The organism is Phreatobacter aquiterrae (genome assembly GCF_053471285.1).
This window is the reverse complement of the sequence record NZ_JBJPHW010000022.1, coordinates 1-17137: the sequence shown is the minus strand read 5'-3', so window position 1 is coordinate 17137 and position 17137 is coordinate 1. Positions and strand designations below refer to the sequence as shown.

The following is a 17137-nucleotide window of genomic DNA, read 5'->3' as shown; positions in this document are numbered from 1 at the left end:
ATAGCGCTTCGCCAGCGCCCTCAGGCTCTCTTGACTATGCTGTATCGCTCGACGGACCGCCTCTGTCGTTGTGGCGCTCCCGTGTAGAATCTGGCCCATAGCGCTTCCCTCGATTCTGTCGATGAGACAGCACCATCAAAACCTGGGATCAAACATCTAGTCTGTCCCTCGCTCTTGGGGAAGGTGCGCCGGCGCCGCATAGAGAGCATGCATCGCCTCGACGAACGCCTCGATACGGTGCCGTGCCTCGACCCTCTCCAGCCTCGCTTGGGCGAGGAGCGCCGCGTCAGGTGATCTCTGTCGGTCGAGCGCTCCCATGATCGCCGCGGCCATGGCCGTGGAGGCTCCGCGGGGCACGATGTGTTCCGGGCTCAGCACGAGATGGTCGACGTCTCCGACATCCGTCGTGACCACCGGGATGCCGGCCGCCGCAGCCTCGATGAGGCTGAGGGGTGAGGCTTCGCCAAAGTCCGACGCGAGACAGAACAGATCGAGCGCGGCATAGAGTTCCGGCATGTTCGTCTGCTCGCCGAGACACAGCACGCGCGTTCCGAGGCCATGTCGCTCAATCAACGCGGCAAGGCCGGGGTGTCGCAGGTCACAATCCTGTCCCGCCAGGATCAGACGCCACGGTAGGGCGGCCGGCAACTGGAGCAAGGCACTGAACAGCGTCTCATGACCCTTCTGCGGCGAGAAGCGGCCGAACGCGCCGATCGCCAAGTCGGCGGGATCAAGCCCAAGGCGATGACGAGCACCGTCCCGCCGCGGTGGGTTCACCGAGAACGCACCAAGGTCGACACCGTTTTCGATGATCACGCCGCGGCGTCGGTCATAGCCCTCGCTTTCGTGCATGTCGCGGGCCTTCTGCGAGCAATAGATGATGCGCTCGGGAACATGAGACGACAGGCGGGACGACAACCAGTCGACCCCGCGCGTGAGCGTCTTGGTATGGGTGCGCGAATGCCCCGTATTGTGAATGGACCAGAACACGCGCGGCCCCAACAGACGCGCAAGGGCCGCGGCGATATTGCCGTGGTAAAGCCATCCGTGGACGATATCCGGTCGCGACTTGCGGACCTTGCCCATCAGTTGCCAGGCCGCGCGGACAGAGAGTTCGCCGCGCTTGAGGCCAAGCGTCTGAATCTCCGCCATTCCCCAGTCGAACGGCGTTTGATCATTGGTCAGCGAGAGGACGTGATGGCGGACATGCGCCGGCGCCCTCCGAACGAGTTCGGACAGCAAACGCTCGGCCCCCCCCTGGCCGACCGCCGGGATGATGTGCAGGACCGAATGCGGGTTCTCGGTCATGAGGTCGAGACGTCGGGCCTTGTCACGGCGGGCTCGCTTGTCACTCGAAGAATATGAACTCGTGGTCGCCCGAATAGCCCGTCTGGTCGAAGATGAACTTCCACTCGTCCGGCGTGTGGAACGCCCGACAGGTCAACTGCCAATACATGAGGTTCATCTTCTCGCGCTCGTTGCGATAACCCTCGACACAGATGTACTTGGCACCCTTGCCGACTCGTTCGATCTCCCTGAACGCGGACCAGAGATCCTGGATATAGAGATTGTGCAGCGTGTTGATCGAGATAACGAGGTCGAACGTCTGGTCGGGCCATGGCAGCGACGCGGCGGTTCCCACCCTGCAGAACGGTTTCACGCTCTCCATGGTATGGGCCACCGCATAATCCGAGACATCGAGGCCAGACACTTCCGCGCCTGGGCAGGCCTCAAGAAAGTCATGCAGGATGAAGCCTTTGCCTGATCCGACGTCAAGAATCTTCATGCCAGGCTTGATCCCGTAGGCGGCGATCATCGCGTCAGCGACCTTTCGCCATCGGCCATCGTACCGATAGCCGCCATAGCCCGTCAGCCGATCACCATCCCAGTAGTCATAGTCGAACCGGGCCGCCTTCTCCGAGGCCTCCGCCTTGTCGACCTCGTTGACGCGGGCGAGATAGTCCCGCTTCGTCGATTTGTGGACCAGACTGACAAATTCTCGATAGGCCATCGTGGCCTCCTGTCGGGTTTGGCATCAAGAACCGGAGATTTGGTCCAGCAATGCGGCGGCCTTCACCAGTTGAAGGGAGCAGCGCTCTCTTCTTTCCCCACCGAGGGAGAAGGCCCTGCGCGCGGCATCGATGGGTAGGAAGTCATTGAGGACGATGCAGGCCCACTTCAGCCGGTAGGTATCCAGCAGGTGCCGGCAGCGCAAACGAAAAGCATCACCGAGACCCAGACCGTCCGCGAGCGCCTCGACGAAGCTGTCGAAATGGCAGGACGGAACGGGGACCTCCGGGCACGAGAAGAAGTCGCCGACGAGTTTCGCCGGATCATCGCGGCCGGCATACTCGAAGTCGATGAAGGTGAGCCGGCCGCCGTCATCCATCAGCGCATTGTGGAAGCCGAAGTCGGATGGCGAGGCGATGATCTCGCTCTCGGCGATGGCGTTGGCTGCCTCCCCTGCCTCGAGGCGCTCCGTCGCGCCCTGCCTGACGCGCGCCCACAGCGGCCCGAGGCGCTCGCCCACGAGACTGGCAGCCTCATCGCGCAGAGGAGCATGCGGATCCAGTTGCTGCAGGCGGGCAACGCGGCGATCGACCGTGTCGAAATGGTCGCGCAGAAAGAGGCACGCTTCCGAAGCCGGTGCCAAGCCTGAAAGATCGCGTGGTATCGGATTGGCGGCAATGATGAAATCAGCCGCCTGGGCGACAGCCTCACCACCGATCTCGGATGGCAATGGCCGCCGCCCGTCGACAAAACTGTAGAGAGCGGCGTGCGGATCACGGACCATCGCGAGCGGCTGGGGAATGCGGCCCAGACCCAGAGACGAGAGACGAGACAGGAACGACCACTCGGCTCCAAGCCGGTCGCGCGTATCGCCGGCATCGGTGAAATAGACCTTCAAGAGCAGCGGCCCGTCGGCCGTCTCGACACGGAAGACCTGATTGTTCTTGCCCCCTGCCAACCGGTGGATGGCGGCCGGTGCCGCCCGCCCGGCCATGATGGCAAGACGGATGGCGAGCGCCCAGGGCGCCTCCCCCTCAACCATGGAGAAGCACGTCGGCGATCTTGGACCATTCGGAATGGCGCTCCAAGCCCTGCTCCAGCCATCGGCTCTCCGGGAAATGACCATGCGGGTCGAACAGGATCCGCCGCGTGGTCATGGGAAAGCCGGGGCGGGTCAGAACCTCCGGCAGGTCGTCGATGAAGACGTCGCACGACTCGGCAGCAATCGCAGCAACCTTCTCTTCCGCGGTCTCGTGAAAGCCGACGCGCGCCAAAGGGATCATGCCATTGCCAACGAGGCCGTTGGCGACAAGAAAGCCGCGGGCGGCGGCATGCATGTCATGGGCTGGCCCTTTCAGGGGGACGCGCGTCTTGTGGCTGATGACCATGAGATCGTGCCCGGCCGCGGTCAGAGCGGCCACGGCCTCCTCCACGCCGGGATAGGGCGCGACGAGGTCCATCCGCGCCCCATAGACATAGCCCTGAAGCTCCGTGAATTCGTTCTTGCGGCCGGAGCCGTTGAGATAATCCCGCACGGTGTTCTTGGACGGGGGCAGATCGGCAGGGATCAGGCCACGCTCCAGCGCCGCGCGATGGAACACCCCGTCATAGTTGGCGATCGTATTGTCGAAATCGATCCCGATCCGCATGGCTTCAGCGCAGCGACATGTCGATCAGCGGCCGGCCGATGACACCGGCCGACAGGTCGGCGAGCGCCTTGTCGGCGTCCTCGAGCCGGTAGGGGCTGGAAAGAAGCGACTTGACCGGATAGCGACCAAGGCCGAGCAGGCGCCCGTAGCGCGGATAGTCGCGGTCAGGAACGCTGTCACCACCCCAGGTTCCCATCAGGCTCTTTCCCTGATTGAAGAGACCCGGATCAAGCGTCAGCAGCGATCCATGGCGGGCATTTCCGATGACCACGGCGCGGCCGCCCTGTTGCCGCGTGCACGCAAGCGCGACAGCCATCACCTCGGGGAGCCCGGTCGCCTCGACGGCAACGTCGACGCCGCCCGGAACGATCTCCCGAATGGCCGCAGCGACATCCGCTCCACGGGAATCGATCACATGACTGGCGCCTAGCGTCCGCGCCAGGGCCAGCCGCGTCGGATTGATGTCCACCGCGATGATAGGGGTACAGCCCCCCAGCGCCGCGGCAAGGCATGCGTTGAGACCGATGCCGCCCGCACCGAAGATCGCAACCGCGCTTCCAGGCGCAGGAGCGAGGACGTTGAAGATGGCACCCATCCCGGTCGGCGCCGCGCAGCCGAGCAAGACGGCGACATCCATCGGCAGTCCAGCCGGAACAGGTGAAAGACGGTTTTCCGAAACCACGGCGAGCCGCTGGAAGGTCGTCACGCCCCCGGCATTCACCTTGCGTCCTTCCCATAGGTAAACGGCGCCGCCCGCCTCGATGCCGCTGCCCTTGATCCAGGACAACACCACCTGCTGGTCGGGCTTGACCTTGGTAACAGCCGGACCGACATCGCGGACTAGCCCGGTCGCTTCATGGCCCAGGCAATGCGGCAGCCACCGATCCGGCCCCTTGTCGCCGCGCCATTCCATGACTTGCGTACCACAGGCTCCGGAATAGGCGATCTGCACCAGAACCTGGCCGGTTCCGAGCCTGGGAATCTCCAACTCGGCCAGTACGAGAGGCTTCCCCGTCTCGACCAGAATGGCAGCTTCGGTCTTCATCGTCGTGATCCTGTCAGCCCAGCCTGCGCTGGACGGCTGCGCCAATCTGGTGCCCGGTCAGACCGAGAACCTCGCGGGCATGTTCCTGTTCTCCGGACTGCTTGAAGAACGCATCCGGGGTGCCGATACGCAAGAGACTTCCCGCAGGCGCGCGATGATCCATCGCCCATTCCGCGACGGCTCCTCCAAAGCCCCCTATGAGGGAGTGCTCCTCGACCGTCACGACCAGCCGATAGGATCGGAAAGCCTCGGCGAGAACGTCCTGGTCGAGCGGTTTGACGGTGTGAAAGCTGAACAGACTCGCCCCAATGCCGCGCTCGGCCAGCCAGTCGCAAGCGTGCAAAGCCTCTGGCAACATATTGCCGGTGGACAGCAGCGCGACATCGGCCCCCTGGCGCAATGGCAGCGCCTTGCCGAGCGCGAAGTCTTCCGGAACGGCGGCGTGGACCAGCGGTTCGCCCTTCTTTCCCATGCGGATATAGACCGGGCCATCCTGCCGGAGCGCGGCGCGCATGGCGCCGCGAACCTCGAACGCGTCGCCCGGCGCCACCACGGTCATGTTCGGGATGGCGCGCAGGAAGGCGATGTCCTCGCAGGCGTGGTGCGTGGGACCCAGACCGGCATAGGCGAGCCCCGCGCCGACGGCGACGATCGTCACCGGCAGGTCGTGATAGCAGGCGTCGGTACGGATCTGCTCGAGGCAGCGAGTCGTGACAAAGGGCGTAATTGTATAGACGATCGGCCTGAGGCCGCTCATCGCCATGCCGGCCGCAACGCCCATCATGTTCTGCTCGGCCACCCCGCAGTTGAAGAAGCGGCCCGGGTGGGCGGCGCGGAACTTGTCGAAGAGCTTGTTGCCGATATCGCCCGAGAGCATGACGACGCGAGGGTCATCGTTGCCGAGCTTGGTCAATTCATCTGCGAAGGCGTTTCTCATCTCGGGCCTTGCTGCGGGGCTGCGGTTCGCTGCGGACGATCAGGATGGGTAGACCGGGAGGGCCACGATCGGGTGTGCATGAGGGACGGCATGGCCGCTCATATGAGCCCCAGTTCGCGGCGTGCCTTCTCGACCTCCTCGGCCGTCGGCGCACGGTAGTGCCAGTTATTGTCGTCCTCCATGAACGAGACGCCCTTGCCCTTCACCGTGTGAGCGATGAGAGCGACGGGCTTGCCGGACCCGTTCGGCACATTGTCCATCAGGCGCGCGAGAGCTTCGACGTCGTGCCCGTCGATCTCCTGCGCGTCCCACCCGAAGGCGCGCCACTTGTCGACCAGGGGCGCCAGCATCAGCGTCTCGTTCGAACGGGCGGTCGCCTGCCACTTGTTGTAGTCGACGACCACGCAGACATTCTCGAGATGCTGACCGGCGGCGAACATCGCAGCCTCCCAGACGGAACCCTCGTTGTTCTCGCCATCCGACAAGAGCACGAAGACGCGATGGCTCCGTCCGTTGACCCTGCCGGCCAGAGCGATCCCGACGCCGATCGGAAGTCCATGCCCGAGCGACCCGGTCGCGGCCTCCACTCCGGGAAGCATGTTGGCCGGCGGATGTTCCGCCAGCATGCCGCCATCCTGGCAATAGGTCTCGAGCAAGGCTCGGTCGAAATAGCCGCGGAACGCCAGCGCCGAGTAGAGGCCTGCCGCTGCATGGCCCTTGGATAGAATAAACCTGTCCCGGTCGGGGTCGTCCGGGCGTGCCGGATCGATGCGGGCTGCATGCCAGTAGGCTGCGGCCAACACGTCGCAGCAGGACAGCGATGAGGCAAGATGGGCCGCCTGGGCACGATGGGACATCGTGACGACCGATCCACGAAGTTCGGCGGCAATGCGACGAAGCTTGTCGACGTCCGGCTGGCGCCCGGTTGAAGCGGCGTTCACGTTCGTCTCCGCGGTCAGGGTTTGTGCTGGTAACGAGCGGGCAGGTTCGGAAGGTCGTTCTCGAACCGCTTCATCCAGGCGATGGTATCGTCGATGCCCTCGGCAAGCGATACCCGATCGCGCCAGCCGAGTTCCGTGCGCAGCTTCACAGAATCGAGCTGGTAGGCCGCGTCCTTGCCGGGACGGTCGGGGCCGATGTCGACGCAATCCTCCAGCCGCTTTCCGAAGCGCTCGAGGATCAGTTCGACCAGCGCCCGGATCGAGACCAGTTCGTAGCCTGAAATGTGATAGGTTTCTCCGGCCGTGCCGCGCAGCGCGATGGCTGTCGTCGCGTCGGACACATCATCCATATGGATGAAGACACGCACTGACTTGCCGCCGCCGTCCAGCGTCAGGCGTTGGCCGGTCATGGCCGCATAGATCGTGCGGGGAATGATCCGGTAGAGCTGCTGACCCGGACCATAGACATTCGCAGCGCGGGTAAAGACGACGGGAAATCCATAAGTCGCGAAATAGGTCCGCAGGCTCATGTCGCTCGCCGCGCGGGACACGGCATAGGGTGTAGATGGATTGAAGGCCTGCGATTCCTTCGCCCAACCGTCCGTCGATCCGTACACCTCGGGCGTCGTGACGTGAACGTAGCGCTGGAGGCCCTCGTAGCGGCGCAGGCGCTCGTGAAGTCGCACCTGCGACACCACGTTGGTCATCATCCAGTGATCGGGGTTGAGCCAGCTCTCGCCCACCATCGACTGCGCTGCGAAATTGACGACGTGCGTCGGGCGCTCGTCTCTCAGGATCGCATCCAGCGCAACGAGGTCGTGGTTGATGTCGAGTCTCTGGAAGCGGACGGTCCCCGGCCGCGGCGTCCACTTGTAGGGCAGGAACGCCGGATGGGGCTCCTCGGAGCGGCTCGTCGCGATCACGTCGTGACCCAGCCGCGCCAGATGATCGCAGTAGAATGCCCCGGAGAACGAGTTGGAGCCGAGAACGAGGAAGCGGGGCGTCATGGGCGAGACATCATGTCTGGAACGAATCGCGCTGGGAATGCAGCCATTGCATGACCATGTGGCCGAAGATCAGCTGAAGATCCTCGGCGATCTGCATGTCGTCGATCGGGCAGTGAATGGGCACGTCCGCCAGCCCGCGCGCCTTCCCGCCCGAAAAGCCGAGGACGGCATAGCTTGTCATGCCGATCCGTCGCGACTCCTCAAGCGCAGCGATAATGTTGGCCGAGTTTCCGGAACCCGAAAACGCGATCAGCACGTCTCCGGGCCGTGCGAGAACAGCCAGTTGAAGAGCGAAGATCCGGTCATAGCCCTCATCATTGGCAAGGGACGTGATGACCGCCGTGTTAGCCGGGAGTGCGTGTATCCGCAGGCCCGATCCGGCTCGCTTTGACAGGGCGTAAACGAAGTCGTTGGCCAGGTGAACGGCGTTGCCGGCGCTGCCCCCGTTGCCGGCAAGAAAGACTTGCCGGCCGGTTGACCAGCAGTCGCGCAGATCGTGGGCGAGTCGCGTGAGCGGCTGCCAGTCCATCCCCTCCAGAAACTGGGACAGACGGCTCGAATAATCCCGGAAATGGGCCTCGAGGGAAGTGTCTCTGATCGCCGCCGTCACGCCACTTGCCTCGTGCTGTCGACAACCGTCCTCATCATCCACTTGAGGTTATGAAACTGGTCGGCCTCGACCAGGACGCCCTGGCGATAGAGACCGACCAGCTCCTTGATCGCATCCTCGACAGTCTTTTTCGGCCTGAACCCGGTCGCGAGCAGCTTGTCGGAATTGACCCGGTAGCTGCGGGGATCGTTCGACGGCAACACTTCGATTTCGGCACCGACGTGCTCGGCCACCATGCGCGCGATATCCATGATCGAGATGTTCTCGAAGCCGGCATTGTACACGCCGGAATGCTGGGGATTGTCGAGAAGGAAGATGTAGAGATCCGTAATGTCGTCGATGTGAATGTTCGGGCGCACCTGGGCGCCACCGAGCACCGTGATCTTGCCCTTGGTCAGCGCCGCCATGGTCAGCAGGTTGACGGAAACATCGAGGCGCATGCGGGGCGAGTAACCGCAGACCGTCGCCGGCCGGACGATCTGGGTGACCATATCCTGCGCGTAGGAGAGTACGATGCGCTCTCCGCACATCTTGGTCTTGTTGTATTCGGAGAGCGGAAATAGCGGCAGATCTTCAGTGACGTGGGGCTCGTCGGTCACGCCATAGACCGACCCCGACGATGCATAGATGAACCGCTTGATGCCCATCCGGCTGGCCTTGTCGGCAAGCTGCATCGTCGCGAGGCAGGAGATTTCCCAGGTCAGCTTGGGATCGAGATCCGAACAGGGATCGTTGGCGACGCTGGAGAGGTGAATGATGGCGTCGATGCCGTCGAGATTCACCTCGCTGTCGTGTCGCACGTCGCCCTGAACGACGGTCAGCGCCGGGTGCGGACGAAGGTAGTTGCCGAACCACTGGATGTCGAAGGCAACAACCTCATGACCACGCTCAAGGAGCTTGGGAACGAGAACGGTTCCCTTATAGCCACAGGCTCCCGTAACAAGAATTCTCATGCCGACGGTCCCGATTTCGGTTCAGTATGTGGCGGGCAGGCCATGTCGAGGCTGAAACGCGAAACAGCAGCCGGAGGACCATGGCAGTGTGCCGGTGATACTGACTGACAGGCCTGCCCGCAACCCGAAACGGCGGAGACCTCCCCGCGAGCGGTACCGAGGCCATGGATTCAGCACCTGCCGCCTCTGCCAGACCGCAAGACTCCAAGGCGCCCCGCCGGACTGGCAGACACGGGAACATAATCAGGCTAGATCGGCCCAATTCAATAGGCGGATCTCCGGAATCGATCTCTCGCGATAGACCCCGTCCGCTGATTCTGACACGGACTGCGAGCCCAACAGCACGCCACCGGCAATTCCCGCTCGTCGGCCCGCTTCGATGTCCGATGGTCGATCACCGACGATCCACGACCGCGCGAGGTCGATTCCGAATTCATCGGCTGCCGCCAGCAGCATTCCGGGATTGGGCTTGCGCCACGGGTGATCGGCTATCGCAAAACCTGGTCGGACGGCATTCTCGTGGTAGCCGCAGGCATAGACGCCATCGAAACCGGCGCCGCAGTCCGCAAGAGCCTTATGGATGGCATCCTGTACCTGGCCAAAGTCATCCCAGCCGAACAGTTGCCGTGCGATTCCCGACTGGTTCGTAACCATGACGACAATGGCTCCCGCCGAGGCCGCTCCGCTAATGACGGCCCCAATTCCCTCGATGAGCTTGACATCCTGGACCCGCCGCAGGTGATGGACGTCATGAACGACAACGCCGTCCCGATCCAGGAACAATGCCGGCTGGTCGCGGCCAGAGTTCTTGCTGCGCCGCTCCGCCCAGAGGCCGGGAGCGACAAGATTTGGATGAGGCAGGCTCATGATGACCTTCAAGCCTTGAAACGAAGCATCTGTCCATCCCGACCATGTTCGAAGCCCGGCAAGCCGACGGCAAGCGACCTGGTTGGTCCGCCATGACCCCGTCTGGAGTATCGGCAACGCCTCCGGCGCCACGCGCGCCTGCGGGGGGCACCATCGGCATCGTCATTCCACACTATTGCGATCTTGATCGCCTTCACCTGCAGCTTGCGGCCCTTGCCGCGCAGATTCGCCCCCCCGACGCGATTCTGGTCGTCGATGACGGCTCTCCTGCAGCCGTCGCGTCGCAGGTCGAGGCGGCTTTGTCGGGTCTGCCTGGCACAAGGTTCGTCCGGCTTTCCAGCAACGTCGGACCGGCGGCCGCATCGGTCGCCGGGCTGGATCTCATCGACACCGACCTGGTCGCATTCCTGGCCTGTGGCGACGAGGTCGCCCATGACTTTCTGGCGGAAACCGGCGCACTCCTCGCGAGCCATCCGCGGGCCGCGTTCTGCTTCGCGGACCCCCGCATTGCCGACGCCAAGACCGGCAAGGACGAGGTCTTCGGCCTCGCCCTTTCGGAGGAAGGCACCTGCTTTACGCCTGACGAGGTGCGCCACATCTTCCGAACCAACTATTTCACGTTCACGACCAATACGATCCTCTATCGCACGGGACCGGTGCGCGCGGTCGGTGGCTTCCTGCCGGAACTGGGCAGCTATTCGGACAGCTTCGCGAACTATGTCCTCGCCTTCCGCCATGGTTGCGCTTACGTGCCCCAGGCACTGGGAACGGTGCGGGAGACCGAAGCGTCGTTTTCGGTCCGGGAGCGGGCTGATCCCGGGGCAATGGCGCGGATCGCCCGGCAATCGGTCAAAATCCTGCGCGAGAGGTTTCCGGACGTCTTCGACGACATGCGCCGCGCCGGGTGTGTTCCGCAACATTCGGTCGGGGTGCTTCTGGCGCTCGCCTCCGATCCGGCAACACGCGGATACCTCACGGCGCGCCTTGTCGTGGCCTGCCTCGCACTTCCCGCCTGGCATGCAATCCGTCCTGCGATGCCGGCGGCGCTGCGTCGCGGCCTGCGATTCGCCTTGTCCTGGTTCGGGCCGAAACGCTCCTGATCTGTCAGGCGCTGGCAAAACCAGGCGTCATCACCAGTCGGGTTCCGGGCGAGGCCTGTGCAACGCGATCCCCCACGACCGACGCGATGGCGGGCGCAAGTGCGACGAACACGGTACTCCCGTCCGGAATCTGGCCCGGACCGATGATAGGCCGCCCGAAGAACTCGCGGCCCTGCCGGCTCGGATCCTCATCGACGTAGAACCGGACCATGTCGCCAAGTCCGCCAGACAGCCAGGTCGATGCGATGGACGTACCGAAAACGCCGAATGACTCCGCCGTTGCCGCAGCGTCACTGGCGCGGCGCAGCGTCTCCGCCAGCCAGGCGATATGATCATCGACGAGGCTTGCAGGCGGCGGCGCGAAACGAGCGGCCGGCGGCACGTCGATAGCCACGGCGAGCACAGACATCTCCTTCTTCACCCAGTCCGTCGCAAAGACGACAGGGGCAAAACCGGCCTTCACCAGGATAGCGTCCAGTGTATGCGGCGTGAAGTGCGATACGTGATCGGCAATCAGCAGATCGAACGGATTTTCCTGCACGTTCGGGATCTCGATGAAGATCATGCCTCCGGGCGAAAGATGCCGGCGCAGCCGCTCCAGCGTCGCCCTCGGATCGGTGAAATGCTCAAGGGCATGGATCATCGAAATGAAGTCAAAGGTGCCGGCAAGCGTTTCGACATCCCCTTCGATGAGATCGACGAACCCGGGAATCGACCGCATCAGTTCGCGGCTGCGCCCGTCCAATTCCAGTCCCAACAACTCCCAGCCTTCGAACGCGTTTGAAAGAGCGCGCAGGAAGCCACCATTGCCACACCCAAGATCGATGGCCCGACGCGATCCCTGCAGACGGCCTGTCTCGGCCAATCGCCGGCAGATCAGCTCGGAGCGCCTCATCTGTCCGCCTGTGACGGAATCGAAGACGATCTGCTCGACCCCCCCGCCCTGATAATAGACGTCATAGGCAGAATAGATCTTCCCGATGTCGCTCAGGAACTGCTCCGTCACTGGCTTTGAAACCATGCCGCAGGCTACGCAGACTCGCAGTTCCCCGCCCGGCGCGAAAGGCTTGCAGTCGGAAGTCACACGCGGCAAATCACCATACGGGTGGATATGGCGGAACGCGGACGATCCGCACAGACCACATGTGCTTGTCATGGCTTTCTCCGCAGGAATGCCGACGTGTTGACCATGATCGCCACGGGTCGTCAACCGTATCGGCCACGTCCATCTCCGGATGCCGCGCGGTGATCGAACGTCATGTCACCAACCATTGGAGGCGCCCGTGAAGGCCCTGATCATCGGCGCCGAAAGCCTTATCGGAGCAACTCTCGCCCAGCGGCTCGCCGCAGCGGGCCATGAGGTCTTCCGGACCAGCCGGCGAGGCTCCGCCGGAACGATCTCTTTCGATCTGGCTTTGACCCCGCAGAGCCAGACACTGCCGGCCGTCGACACCGCCTATATCCTGGCAGGAATAACGTCCCAGGCAGCCTGCGAAGCCGATCCGGACCTCTCGCGGACAGTCAACGTCTCCCATACGATCGCCCTGGCGGAGGCGCTCGCAGCAGCTGGCAGCCGCATTGCCATCGTTTCGACGAACCTCGTTCTCGGCGATTCCCGTCCGCTCGCGCCGGCCGACTCCCCCTACGATCCCCAGGGTCTCTACGCGGCCCAGAAGGCAGAGGTTGAAAGCGCCCTGCTGAGGCTGGGCGACCGGGCCGTGATTCTGCGCATCACCAAGCTGGCGGAGACCCTAACCCCTCTTCTGTCTCGCTGGCGCGACAGCCTCCTTGCAGGCGAAACGATCGAAGCGTTCACCGATCTGGTCTGCGCCCCTCTTCCACTCAATACGGTGACGACCGCACTTCAGCGGATGGGCGAGCGCGGGCTTGTCGGCATCCTGCAGATCGGTGCGACGCCCGACATCTCTTACGCCGACATCGCCACCCTCCTCGCCAGCGAAATTGGCGCGCGCCCGGAACAGGTCGAACCGATCGACTCGCGTAGTCGCGGAATTGTCCTCGCCAGCCGTCCCCGCCATACGACGCTCGATACGCGGAGAACCGAAGCGGTCCTTGATCTCCCCGCGCAAGATGCGAGCACGGTCGTACAGCGCCTGATTCGATCGCTGGTTTGAGGTCCGGGAGACAACAAGGCCTGCATTCAGACTTTAGTTTGGACTGCCCTTCTGATATCCGGGACCGCGATTTCGCTCGCGAGGGATGCGTTCATGTCTTCGGAAAACACGACCGTCGAGCCCCAGTACAAGATCCTGTTCGACGTCAAGGAGAAGCACGGGATCACGAAATTTGGTCTGATGGCCAATGAATCGTGGAATCAGGACCCCAAGCGTACGCTCTTTACTTTGGCGCGATACAAGTTCATTTCCCGCATGCTGGCCGGCCGAAAGAAAGTGCTGGAAGTCGGCTGCGCTGACGCTTTTGGAACCCGGATCGTTCAACAGTCCGTCGGCCATGTGACGGCCGTCGATTTCGATCCTTTGTTCATCTCGGACGTAAAGGAACGGATGAACCCCCACTGGCCGCTTGAGGCCTTCGTCCACGACGCTCTGAAGGGGCCGATTCCCGGTCGCTATGATGCGGCCTTTGCCATGGATGTGCTCGAGCATATCCGCCCCGAGGACGAGACGACATTCATCGGCAATGTCCTGAAGTCGATGGAGCGGGACGGCATCGTGATCTTCGGTATGCCGTCGCTGGAGTCGCAGGCCCACGCTTCACCGCAGAGCAGGGCCGGTCACGTCAACTGCAAGAACGGCGACGACTTCAAGAGTTTCATGGAGACGTTCTTCCATACCGTGTTTGTATTCTCGATGAACGACGAGGTGGTCCACACGGGCTTCTACAAGATGGCGCACTATCTCATCGCGGTGGGGTGCCATATTCGCAACGAGTACCTGGCCGATTGACCGAAAGGCCATGCTTCCTCAAGTGGCGACCACGATGGACACGCAAGTCGATGCGATCATGCGCGGCATCCGCCCGGGTGGGCGGGTCTGCTTCGTATCGGGCAAGTTCAACGTGCTCCATCCCGGACACCTGCGACATCTGAAATTTGCCGCCGAGAACGGCGACGCCCTCGTCGTTGGCCTGCTGCCGGACACCACGCCGGGGGTCTCGGTTCCAGCAGAGCTTCGCAAGGAAGCTCTGTTGTCAATCGCGATCGTGTATCACGTCGTGCTTCTCGATGAGCCTCCCGAACAGTTCATCGCAAGGCTCAAGCCTGCCGTCGTCGTCAAGGGCAAGGAGTACGAGGGACTCGACAACCCCGAGGCCGCCGTCGTGCAGGGATACGGGGGACAACTGCTCTTTTCGTCAGGTGAGGTTCGCTTTTCGTCGATCGAGTTGTTGCGCCGCGAGTATTTCGAGCGTGATTTCTCCACGATATCAAAGCCTTCTGACTTCCCTCGCAGACGAGGCTTTGCCATTGCGAGCCTGAAGACCGATCTCGGCCGCATCGCGGGCATTCGCGCCGTGGTGATCGGCGACCTCATCGTCGACACTTATATCGAGTGCGAGCCGCTGGGCATGTCCCAGGAAGACCCGACCATCGTGGTCACGCCCATCGAGCAGAAGACCTTCGTCGGCGGCGCGGGGATCGTGGCGGCCCATGCTCGCGGCCTCGGCGCTGAGGTCGAGTTCGTCTCGATCACAGGCGAAGATGTTGATGCGGATTTCGCCCGCCAACGACTGGGCGAGTTCGGGGTCGCGGCCTCGTTGTTCCAGGACTCGACCCGCCCGACGACGCACAAGCAGCGTTATCGCGCTTTGGGAAAGACCCTGTTGCGCGTGAATCATCTGCGCCAGCACGCTATATCGTCCGAGGTCGCCGCACGCCTTCTGAACCGGATCGACGACCTCCTCCCGCGCACCGACCTGCTGGTCTTCTCAGACTTCAACTACGGTTGTCTGCCGCAATCCCTCGTCGACCAGATCACCGAGCGCGCCAGGGCCAGGGGCGTCATGATGGCGGCCGACAGCCAGGCCTCGTCGCAGATATCGGACATATCCCGCTTCCGGGGCATGACGCTCGTGACCCCGACCGAGAGAGAGGCCCGCCTTGCCCTCGCGGACTATGAAAGCGGTCTTATCAACGTGGCGGAGAAGCTGAGGCAACGGGCCCAAGCGCAGAATATCGTGGTGACGATGGGCGCGGAAGGCATCCTGATCTACGCCGACGACGCCGGAAAGCTCCAGGCGGACCAGCTCCCCGCCTTCAATTCCGCTCCCAAGGACGTCGCCGGCGCGGGCGATTCCCTGCTGATCTCGACGTCGCTGGCGCTATGCGCCGGACTCGACATCTGGCGCAGCAGCTACATCGGCTGTATCGCTGCGGCTTGCCAGATTTCCCGTGTCGGCAATACACCGCTCGCGCTGGACGACCTCATGGTCGAACTCGACCAGCCCAGTTGATATCCTCGGGGAGGACCATGTGCGCGCCCTGCTTCTTGCCGCCGGCATCGGCAGCCGCCTGAGGCCCGTGACCGACACGATCCCGAAGTGCCTCGTTCCCATTCATGGCCGGCCACTGATGGACTATTGGCTGGATCTGCTGTTCGGCGCGGGAATCGAACGCGCGCTGGTCAACACCCACTATCTTCCCGATGCGGTTCGAGGGCACGTCGCTACCTCACCCTACGCGGCACGCATCGATCTGGTGCATGAACCGGAGCTTCTGGGAACCGGCGGCACCCTCGCCGCCAACCGCGCCTATTTTGGCAGGGAGAGCGCGCTGGTCGCCCACGCCGACAACCTCACGGATCTTGATGTCACAAGCCTGATGGCGGCGCATGCAGAGCGCCCTGCAAGGGTCGCCATGACGATGCTGGCCTTCCGGACGGACGATCCGCGCTCCTGCGGCATTCTCGACCTCGACGAGCGCCATGTCGTCAGGGCCTTCCACGAGAAGGTGGCTGACCCGCCCGGCAATCTGGCGAACGCTGCCGTCTATGTCGTGGAACCCGAGGTTGCCGAAATGGCCGCTGCGTTGGGCCGGCCGTTCGTCGATCTGTCCACCGAGATCATCCCGCAACTGATCGGGCGCATCCTCGCGGTCGAGACGCACGGCTACCACCGCGACATCGGGAATGTGGAAAGCCTGCGCCGGGCTCACGAGGAGTTCCACGCGCCGGGAGCCCCTCTCCGGGAGGATGGGCCATGACCGACGAGACCGCCGACCGGGTCGCCCGCCTCCACGCCAGGCTGCGGGAGGCCGAGGCGCAGCGCGACATCGCGATGCACCAGCGTGACGAACTCATCCATGAGCGCAACGCCCTGATGCGGGAGCGCGACGGGCTCATCGGCGAGCGAAACGCGCTCATGGTCGAGCGCGACCAACTGTTGACCAGAGCGGCAAGTCCCGCGGCCTTGGCAGCGCCAGCCCCCACCGGGCCCCACGCTGACCTGCCCGCCATCTTTTTGAATACCCTGCCGAAATCCGCCAGCGTCTATTCCATCGAAACCATCGCCGCGACCGTCGGCAAGCCGCTCATGACGATATCTGCCGGCTATTTCCCCGAGGACCAGGTCGACTTCCGTCAACTCGATGCTCTCATCCGCAGCCGCGCCGCGTGCCAGTCCCACCTCAACGCATCGGCCCTCAACCTGCGCTTCCTCATGAAGCTGGAGCGCTTCGTCGTAACGCTGCGCGACCCCAGACAAGCTACCCTGAGCTGGATCCACCACCTCGACCGCATGCGCCAGGACGGCGCTCAGGACCTTCTGCTGGCCGTCGAGCCGGCTCTTCCGTCCGATTATTTCGACCGGCCGTTCGAGGCACGGCTCGACCACCAGATCGATCACTATCTGCCGCTGACGGTCCGATGGATGATGGACTGGATCGCGGTATCCGGGAGCGCCCCGTTCCGCGACAGAATGTCAAATCGCTTCCAATCGCCACCCCTATTTCGCGTCCAAAGCAGGCCCCCATTGAGGGCGCAGATGCGAGCGGCCGCCCCGGCGTAGCTGGCCAGGGTTTCGCAGCCGGGGCGGCCGCGTTTC

The 17137-nt window shown here is 63.4% G+C and carries 18 protein-coding genes and 1 pseudogene; 6 read left to right on the top strand and 13 right to left on the bottom strand.

What is annotated here, in order from left to right:
* The 12 genes and pseudogenes from ACJ4V0_RS21005 to ACJ4V0_RS20950 all read right to left on the bottom strand — a co-directional run.
* Window positions 1–99, bottom strand: a pseudogene (locus ACJ4V0_RS21005) (IS481 family transposase); the annotation flags it as partial.
* Between the two features lie 57 nt (window positions 100–156).
* Window positions 157–1308 (bottom strand): glycosyltransferase, encoded by a 1152-nt coding sequence (locus ACJ4V0_RS21000; RefSeq protein WP_448301567.1) that lies wholly within the window; start codon window positions 1306–1308, stop codon window positions 157–159.
* Window positions 1309–1348: 40 nt separating this feature from the next.
* Complete coding sequence (locus ACJ4V0_RS20995; RefSeq protein WP_448301566.1) at window positions 1349–2011, bottom strand: class I SAM-dependent methyltransferase; 663 nt, start codon at window positions 2009–2011, stop codon at window positions 1349–1351.
* A 24-nt stretch (window positions 2012–2035) separates the two neighbouring features.
* Window positions 2036–3004, bottom strand: coding sequence for a phosphotransferase (locus ACJ4V0_RS20990; RefSeq protein ID WP_448301565.1), 969 nt, complete (start codon window positions 3002–3004; stop codon window positions 2036–2038).
* A gap of 40 nt (window positions 3005–3044) precedes the next feature.
* Entirely contained in the window at window positions 3045–3659 is a 615-nt protein-coding gene (locus ACJ4V0_RS20985; RefSeq protein ID WP_448301564.1) for a hypothetical protein, read from the bottom strand.
* A 4-nt stretch (window positions 3660–3663) separates the two neighbouring features.
* Window positions 3664–4704, bottom strand: a complete 1041-nt coding sequence (locus ACJ4V0_RS20980) for a zinc-binding dehydrogenase (protein WP_448301563.1) — start codon at window positions 4702–4704, stop codon at window positions 3664–3666.
* 13 nt (window positions 4705–4717) lie between these two features.
* On the bottom strand, window positions 4718–5641 hold the full coding sequence (locus ACJ4V0_RS20975) for a transketolase family protein (RefSeq protein WP_448301562.1): 924 nt from the start codon (window positions 5639–5641) through the stop codon (window positions 4718–4720).
* 98 nt (window positions 5642–5739) lie between these two features.
* Window positions 5740–6582 carry a transketolase gene (locus ACJ4V0_RS20970; RefSeq protein ID WP_448301561.1) on the bottom strand — a complete coding sequence of 281 codons (843 nt, stop codon included), beginning with the start codon at window positions 6580–6582 and terminating at the stop codon, window positions 5740–5742.
* A 14-nt stretch (window positions 6583–6596) separates the two neighbouring features.
* On the bottom strand, window positions 6597–7589 hold the full coding sequence (locus ACJ4V0_RS20965; protein ID WP_448301560.1) for a GDP-mannose 4,6-dehydratase: 993 nt from the start codon (window positions 7587–7589) through the stop codon (window positions 6597–6599).
* A gap of 10 nt (window positions 7590–7599) precedes the next feature.
* Window positions 7600–8199: an SIS domain-containing protein gene (locus ACJ4V0_RS20960; RefSeq protein WP_448301559.1), complete on the bottom strand. Its 600-nt coding sequence runs from the start codon at window positions 8197–8199 to the stop codon at window positions 7600–7602.
* Entirely contained in the window at window positions 8196–9152 is a 957-nt protein-coding gene (locus tag ACJ4V0_RS20955) for an NAD-dependent epimerase/dehydratase family protein (protein ID WP_448301558.1), read from the bottom strand. The genes ACJ4V0_RS20960 and ACJ4V0_RS20955 overlap by 4 nt, the downstream gene beginning before the upstream one ends.
* Before the next feature lie 243 nt (window positions 9153–9395).
* A complete protein-coding gene (locus ACJ4V0_RS20950; protein WP_448301557.1) occupies window positions 9396–10019 on the bottom strand; it encodes a D-glycero-alpha-D-manno-heptose-1,7-bisphosphate 7-phosphatase in 624 nt (207 codons plus the stop codon).
* Window positions 10020–10063: 44 nt separating this feature from the next.
* Between ACJ4V0_RS20950 and ACJ4V0_RS20945 the strand changes: the two genes are divergently transcribed.
* Window positions 10064–11119 carry a glycosyltransferase family A protein gene (locus ACJ4V0_RS20945; protein ID WP_448301556.1) on the top strand — a complete coding sequence of 352 codons (1056 nt, stop codon included), beginning with the start codon at window positions 10064–10066 and terminating at the stop codon, window positions 11117–11119.
* 4 nt (window positions 11120–11123) lie between these two features.
* On the opposite strand, the gene ACJ4V0_RS20940 is transcribed toward ACJ4V0_RS20945, so the two are convergent.
* Complete coding sequence (locus ACJ4V0_RS20940) at window positions 11124–12275, bottom strand: class I SAM-dependent methyltransferase (RefSeq protein ID WP_448301555.1); 1152 nt, start codon at window positions 12273–12275, stop codon at window positions 11124–11126.
* 127 nt (window positions 12276–12402) lie between these two features.
* Between ACJ4V0_RS20940 and ACJ4V0_RS20935 the strand changes: the two genes are divergently transcribed.
* The 5 genes from ACJ4V0_RS20935 to ACJ4V0_RS20915 all read left to right on the top strand — a co-directional run bounded on the left by ACJ4V0_RS20935 (window position 12403) and on the right by ACJ4V0_RS20915 (window position 17101).
* Window positions 12403–13254, top strand: a complete 852-nt coding sequence (locus ACJ4V0_RS20935; RefSeq protein WP_448301554.1) for a sugar nucleotide-binding protein — start codon at window positions 12403–12405, stop codon at window positions 13252–13254.
* 93 nt (window positions 13255–13347) lie between these two features.
* Window positions 13348–14046 (top strand): class I SAM-dependent methyltransferase, encoded by a 699-nt coding sequence (locus ACJ4V0_RS20930; protein WP_448301553.1) that lies wholly within the window; start codon window positions 13348–13350, stop codon window positions 14044–14046.
* Window positions 14047–14080: 34 nt separating this feature from the next.
* A complete protein-coding gene (locus ACJ4V0_RS20925) occupies window positions 14081–15550 on the top strand; it encodes a PfkB family carbohydrate kinase (protein WP_448301552.1) in 1470 nt (489 codons plus the stop codon).
* Between the two features lie 19 nt (window positions 15551–15569).
* On the top strand, window positions 15570–16298 hold the full coding sequence (locus ACJ4V0_RS20920) for a nucleotidyltransferase family protein (RefSeq protein WP_448301551.1): 729 nt from the start codon (window positions 15570–15572) through the stop codon (window positions 16296–16298).
* The gene (locus ACJ4V0_RS20915; protein WP_448301550.1) at window positions 16295–17101 is read left to right on the top strand and encodes a hypothetical protein; all 807 of its coding nucleotides are present in this window, start codon (window positions 16295–16297) and stop codon (window positions 17099–17101) included. Before ACJ4V0_RS20920 ends, ACJ4V0_RS20915 begins: the two co-directional genes overlap by 4 nt.
* Window positions 17102–17137 lie beyond the last annotated feature (36 nt).

Bases quoted from the DNA above. Each gene is read 5' to 3' on its own strand.
- ACJ4V0_RS21000 (WP_448301567.1), bottom strand. From the start codon at position 1,308: ATGACCGAGAACCCGCATTCGGTCCTGCACATCATCCCGGCGGTCGGC.
- ACJ4V0_RS20995 (WP_448301566.1), bottom strand. From the start codon at position 2,011: ATGGCCTATCGAGAATTTGTCAGTCTGGTCCACAAATCGACGAAGCGG.
- ACJ4V0_RS20990 (WP_448301565.1), bottom strand. From the start codon at position 3,004: ATGGCCGGGCGGGCGGCACCGGCCGCCATCCACCGGTTGGCAGGGGGC.
- ACJ4V0_RS20985 (WP_448301564.1), bottom strand. From the start codon at position 3,659: ATGCGGATCGGGATCGATTTCGACAATACGATCGCCAACTATGACGGG.
- ACJ4V0_RS20980 (WP_448301563.1), bottom strand. From the start codon at position 4,704: ATGAAGACCGAAGCTGCCATTCTGGTCGAGACGGGGAAGCCTCTCGTA.
- ACJ4V0_RS20975 (WP_448301562.1), bottom strand. From the start codon at position 5,641: ATGAGAAACGCCTTCGCAGATGAATTGACCAAGCTCGGCAACGATGAC.
- ACJ4V0_RS20965 (WP_448301560.1), bottom strand. From the start codon at position 7,589: ATGACGCCCCGCTTCCTCGTTCTCGGCTCCAACTCGTTCTCCGGGGCA.
- ACJ4V0_RS20955 (WP_448301558.1), bottom strand. From the start codon at position 9,152: ATGAGAATTCTTGTTACGGGAGCCTGTGGCTATAAGGGAACCGTTCTC.
- ACJ4V0_RS20950 (WP_448301557.1), bottom strand. From the start codon at position 10,019: ATGAGCCTGCCTCATCCAAATCTTGTCGCTCCCGGCCTCTGGGCGGAG.
- ACJ4V0_RS20945 (WP_448301556.1), top strand. From the start codon at position 10,064: ATGTTCGAAGCCCGGCAAGCCGACGGCAAGCGACCTGGTTGGTCCGCC.
- ACJ4V0_RS20940 (WP_448301555.1), bottom strand. From the start codon at position 12,275: ATGACAAGCACATGTGGTCTGTGCGGATCGTCCGCGTTCCGCCATATC.
- ACJ4V0_RS20930 (WP_448301553.1), top strand. From the start codon at position 13,348: ATGTCTTCGGAAAACACGACCGTCGAGCCCCAGTACAAGATCCTGTTC.
- ACJ4V0_RS20925 (WP_448301552.1), top strand. From the start codon at position 14,081: ATGGACACGCAAGTCGATGCGATCATGCGCGGCATCCGCCCGGGTGGG.
- ACJ4V0_RS20915 (WP_448301550.1), top strand. From the start codon at position 16,295: ATGACCGACGAGACCGCCGACCGGGTCGCCCGCCTCCACGCCAGGCTG.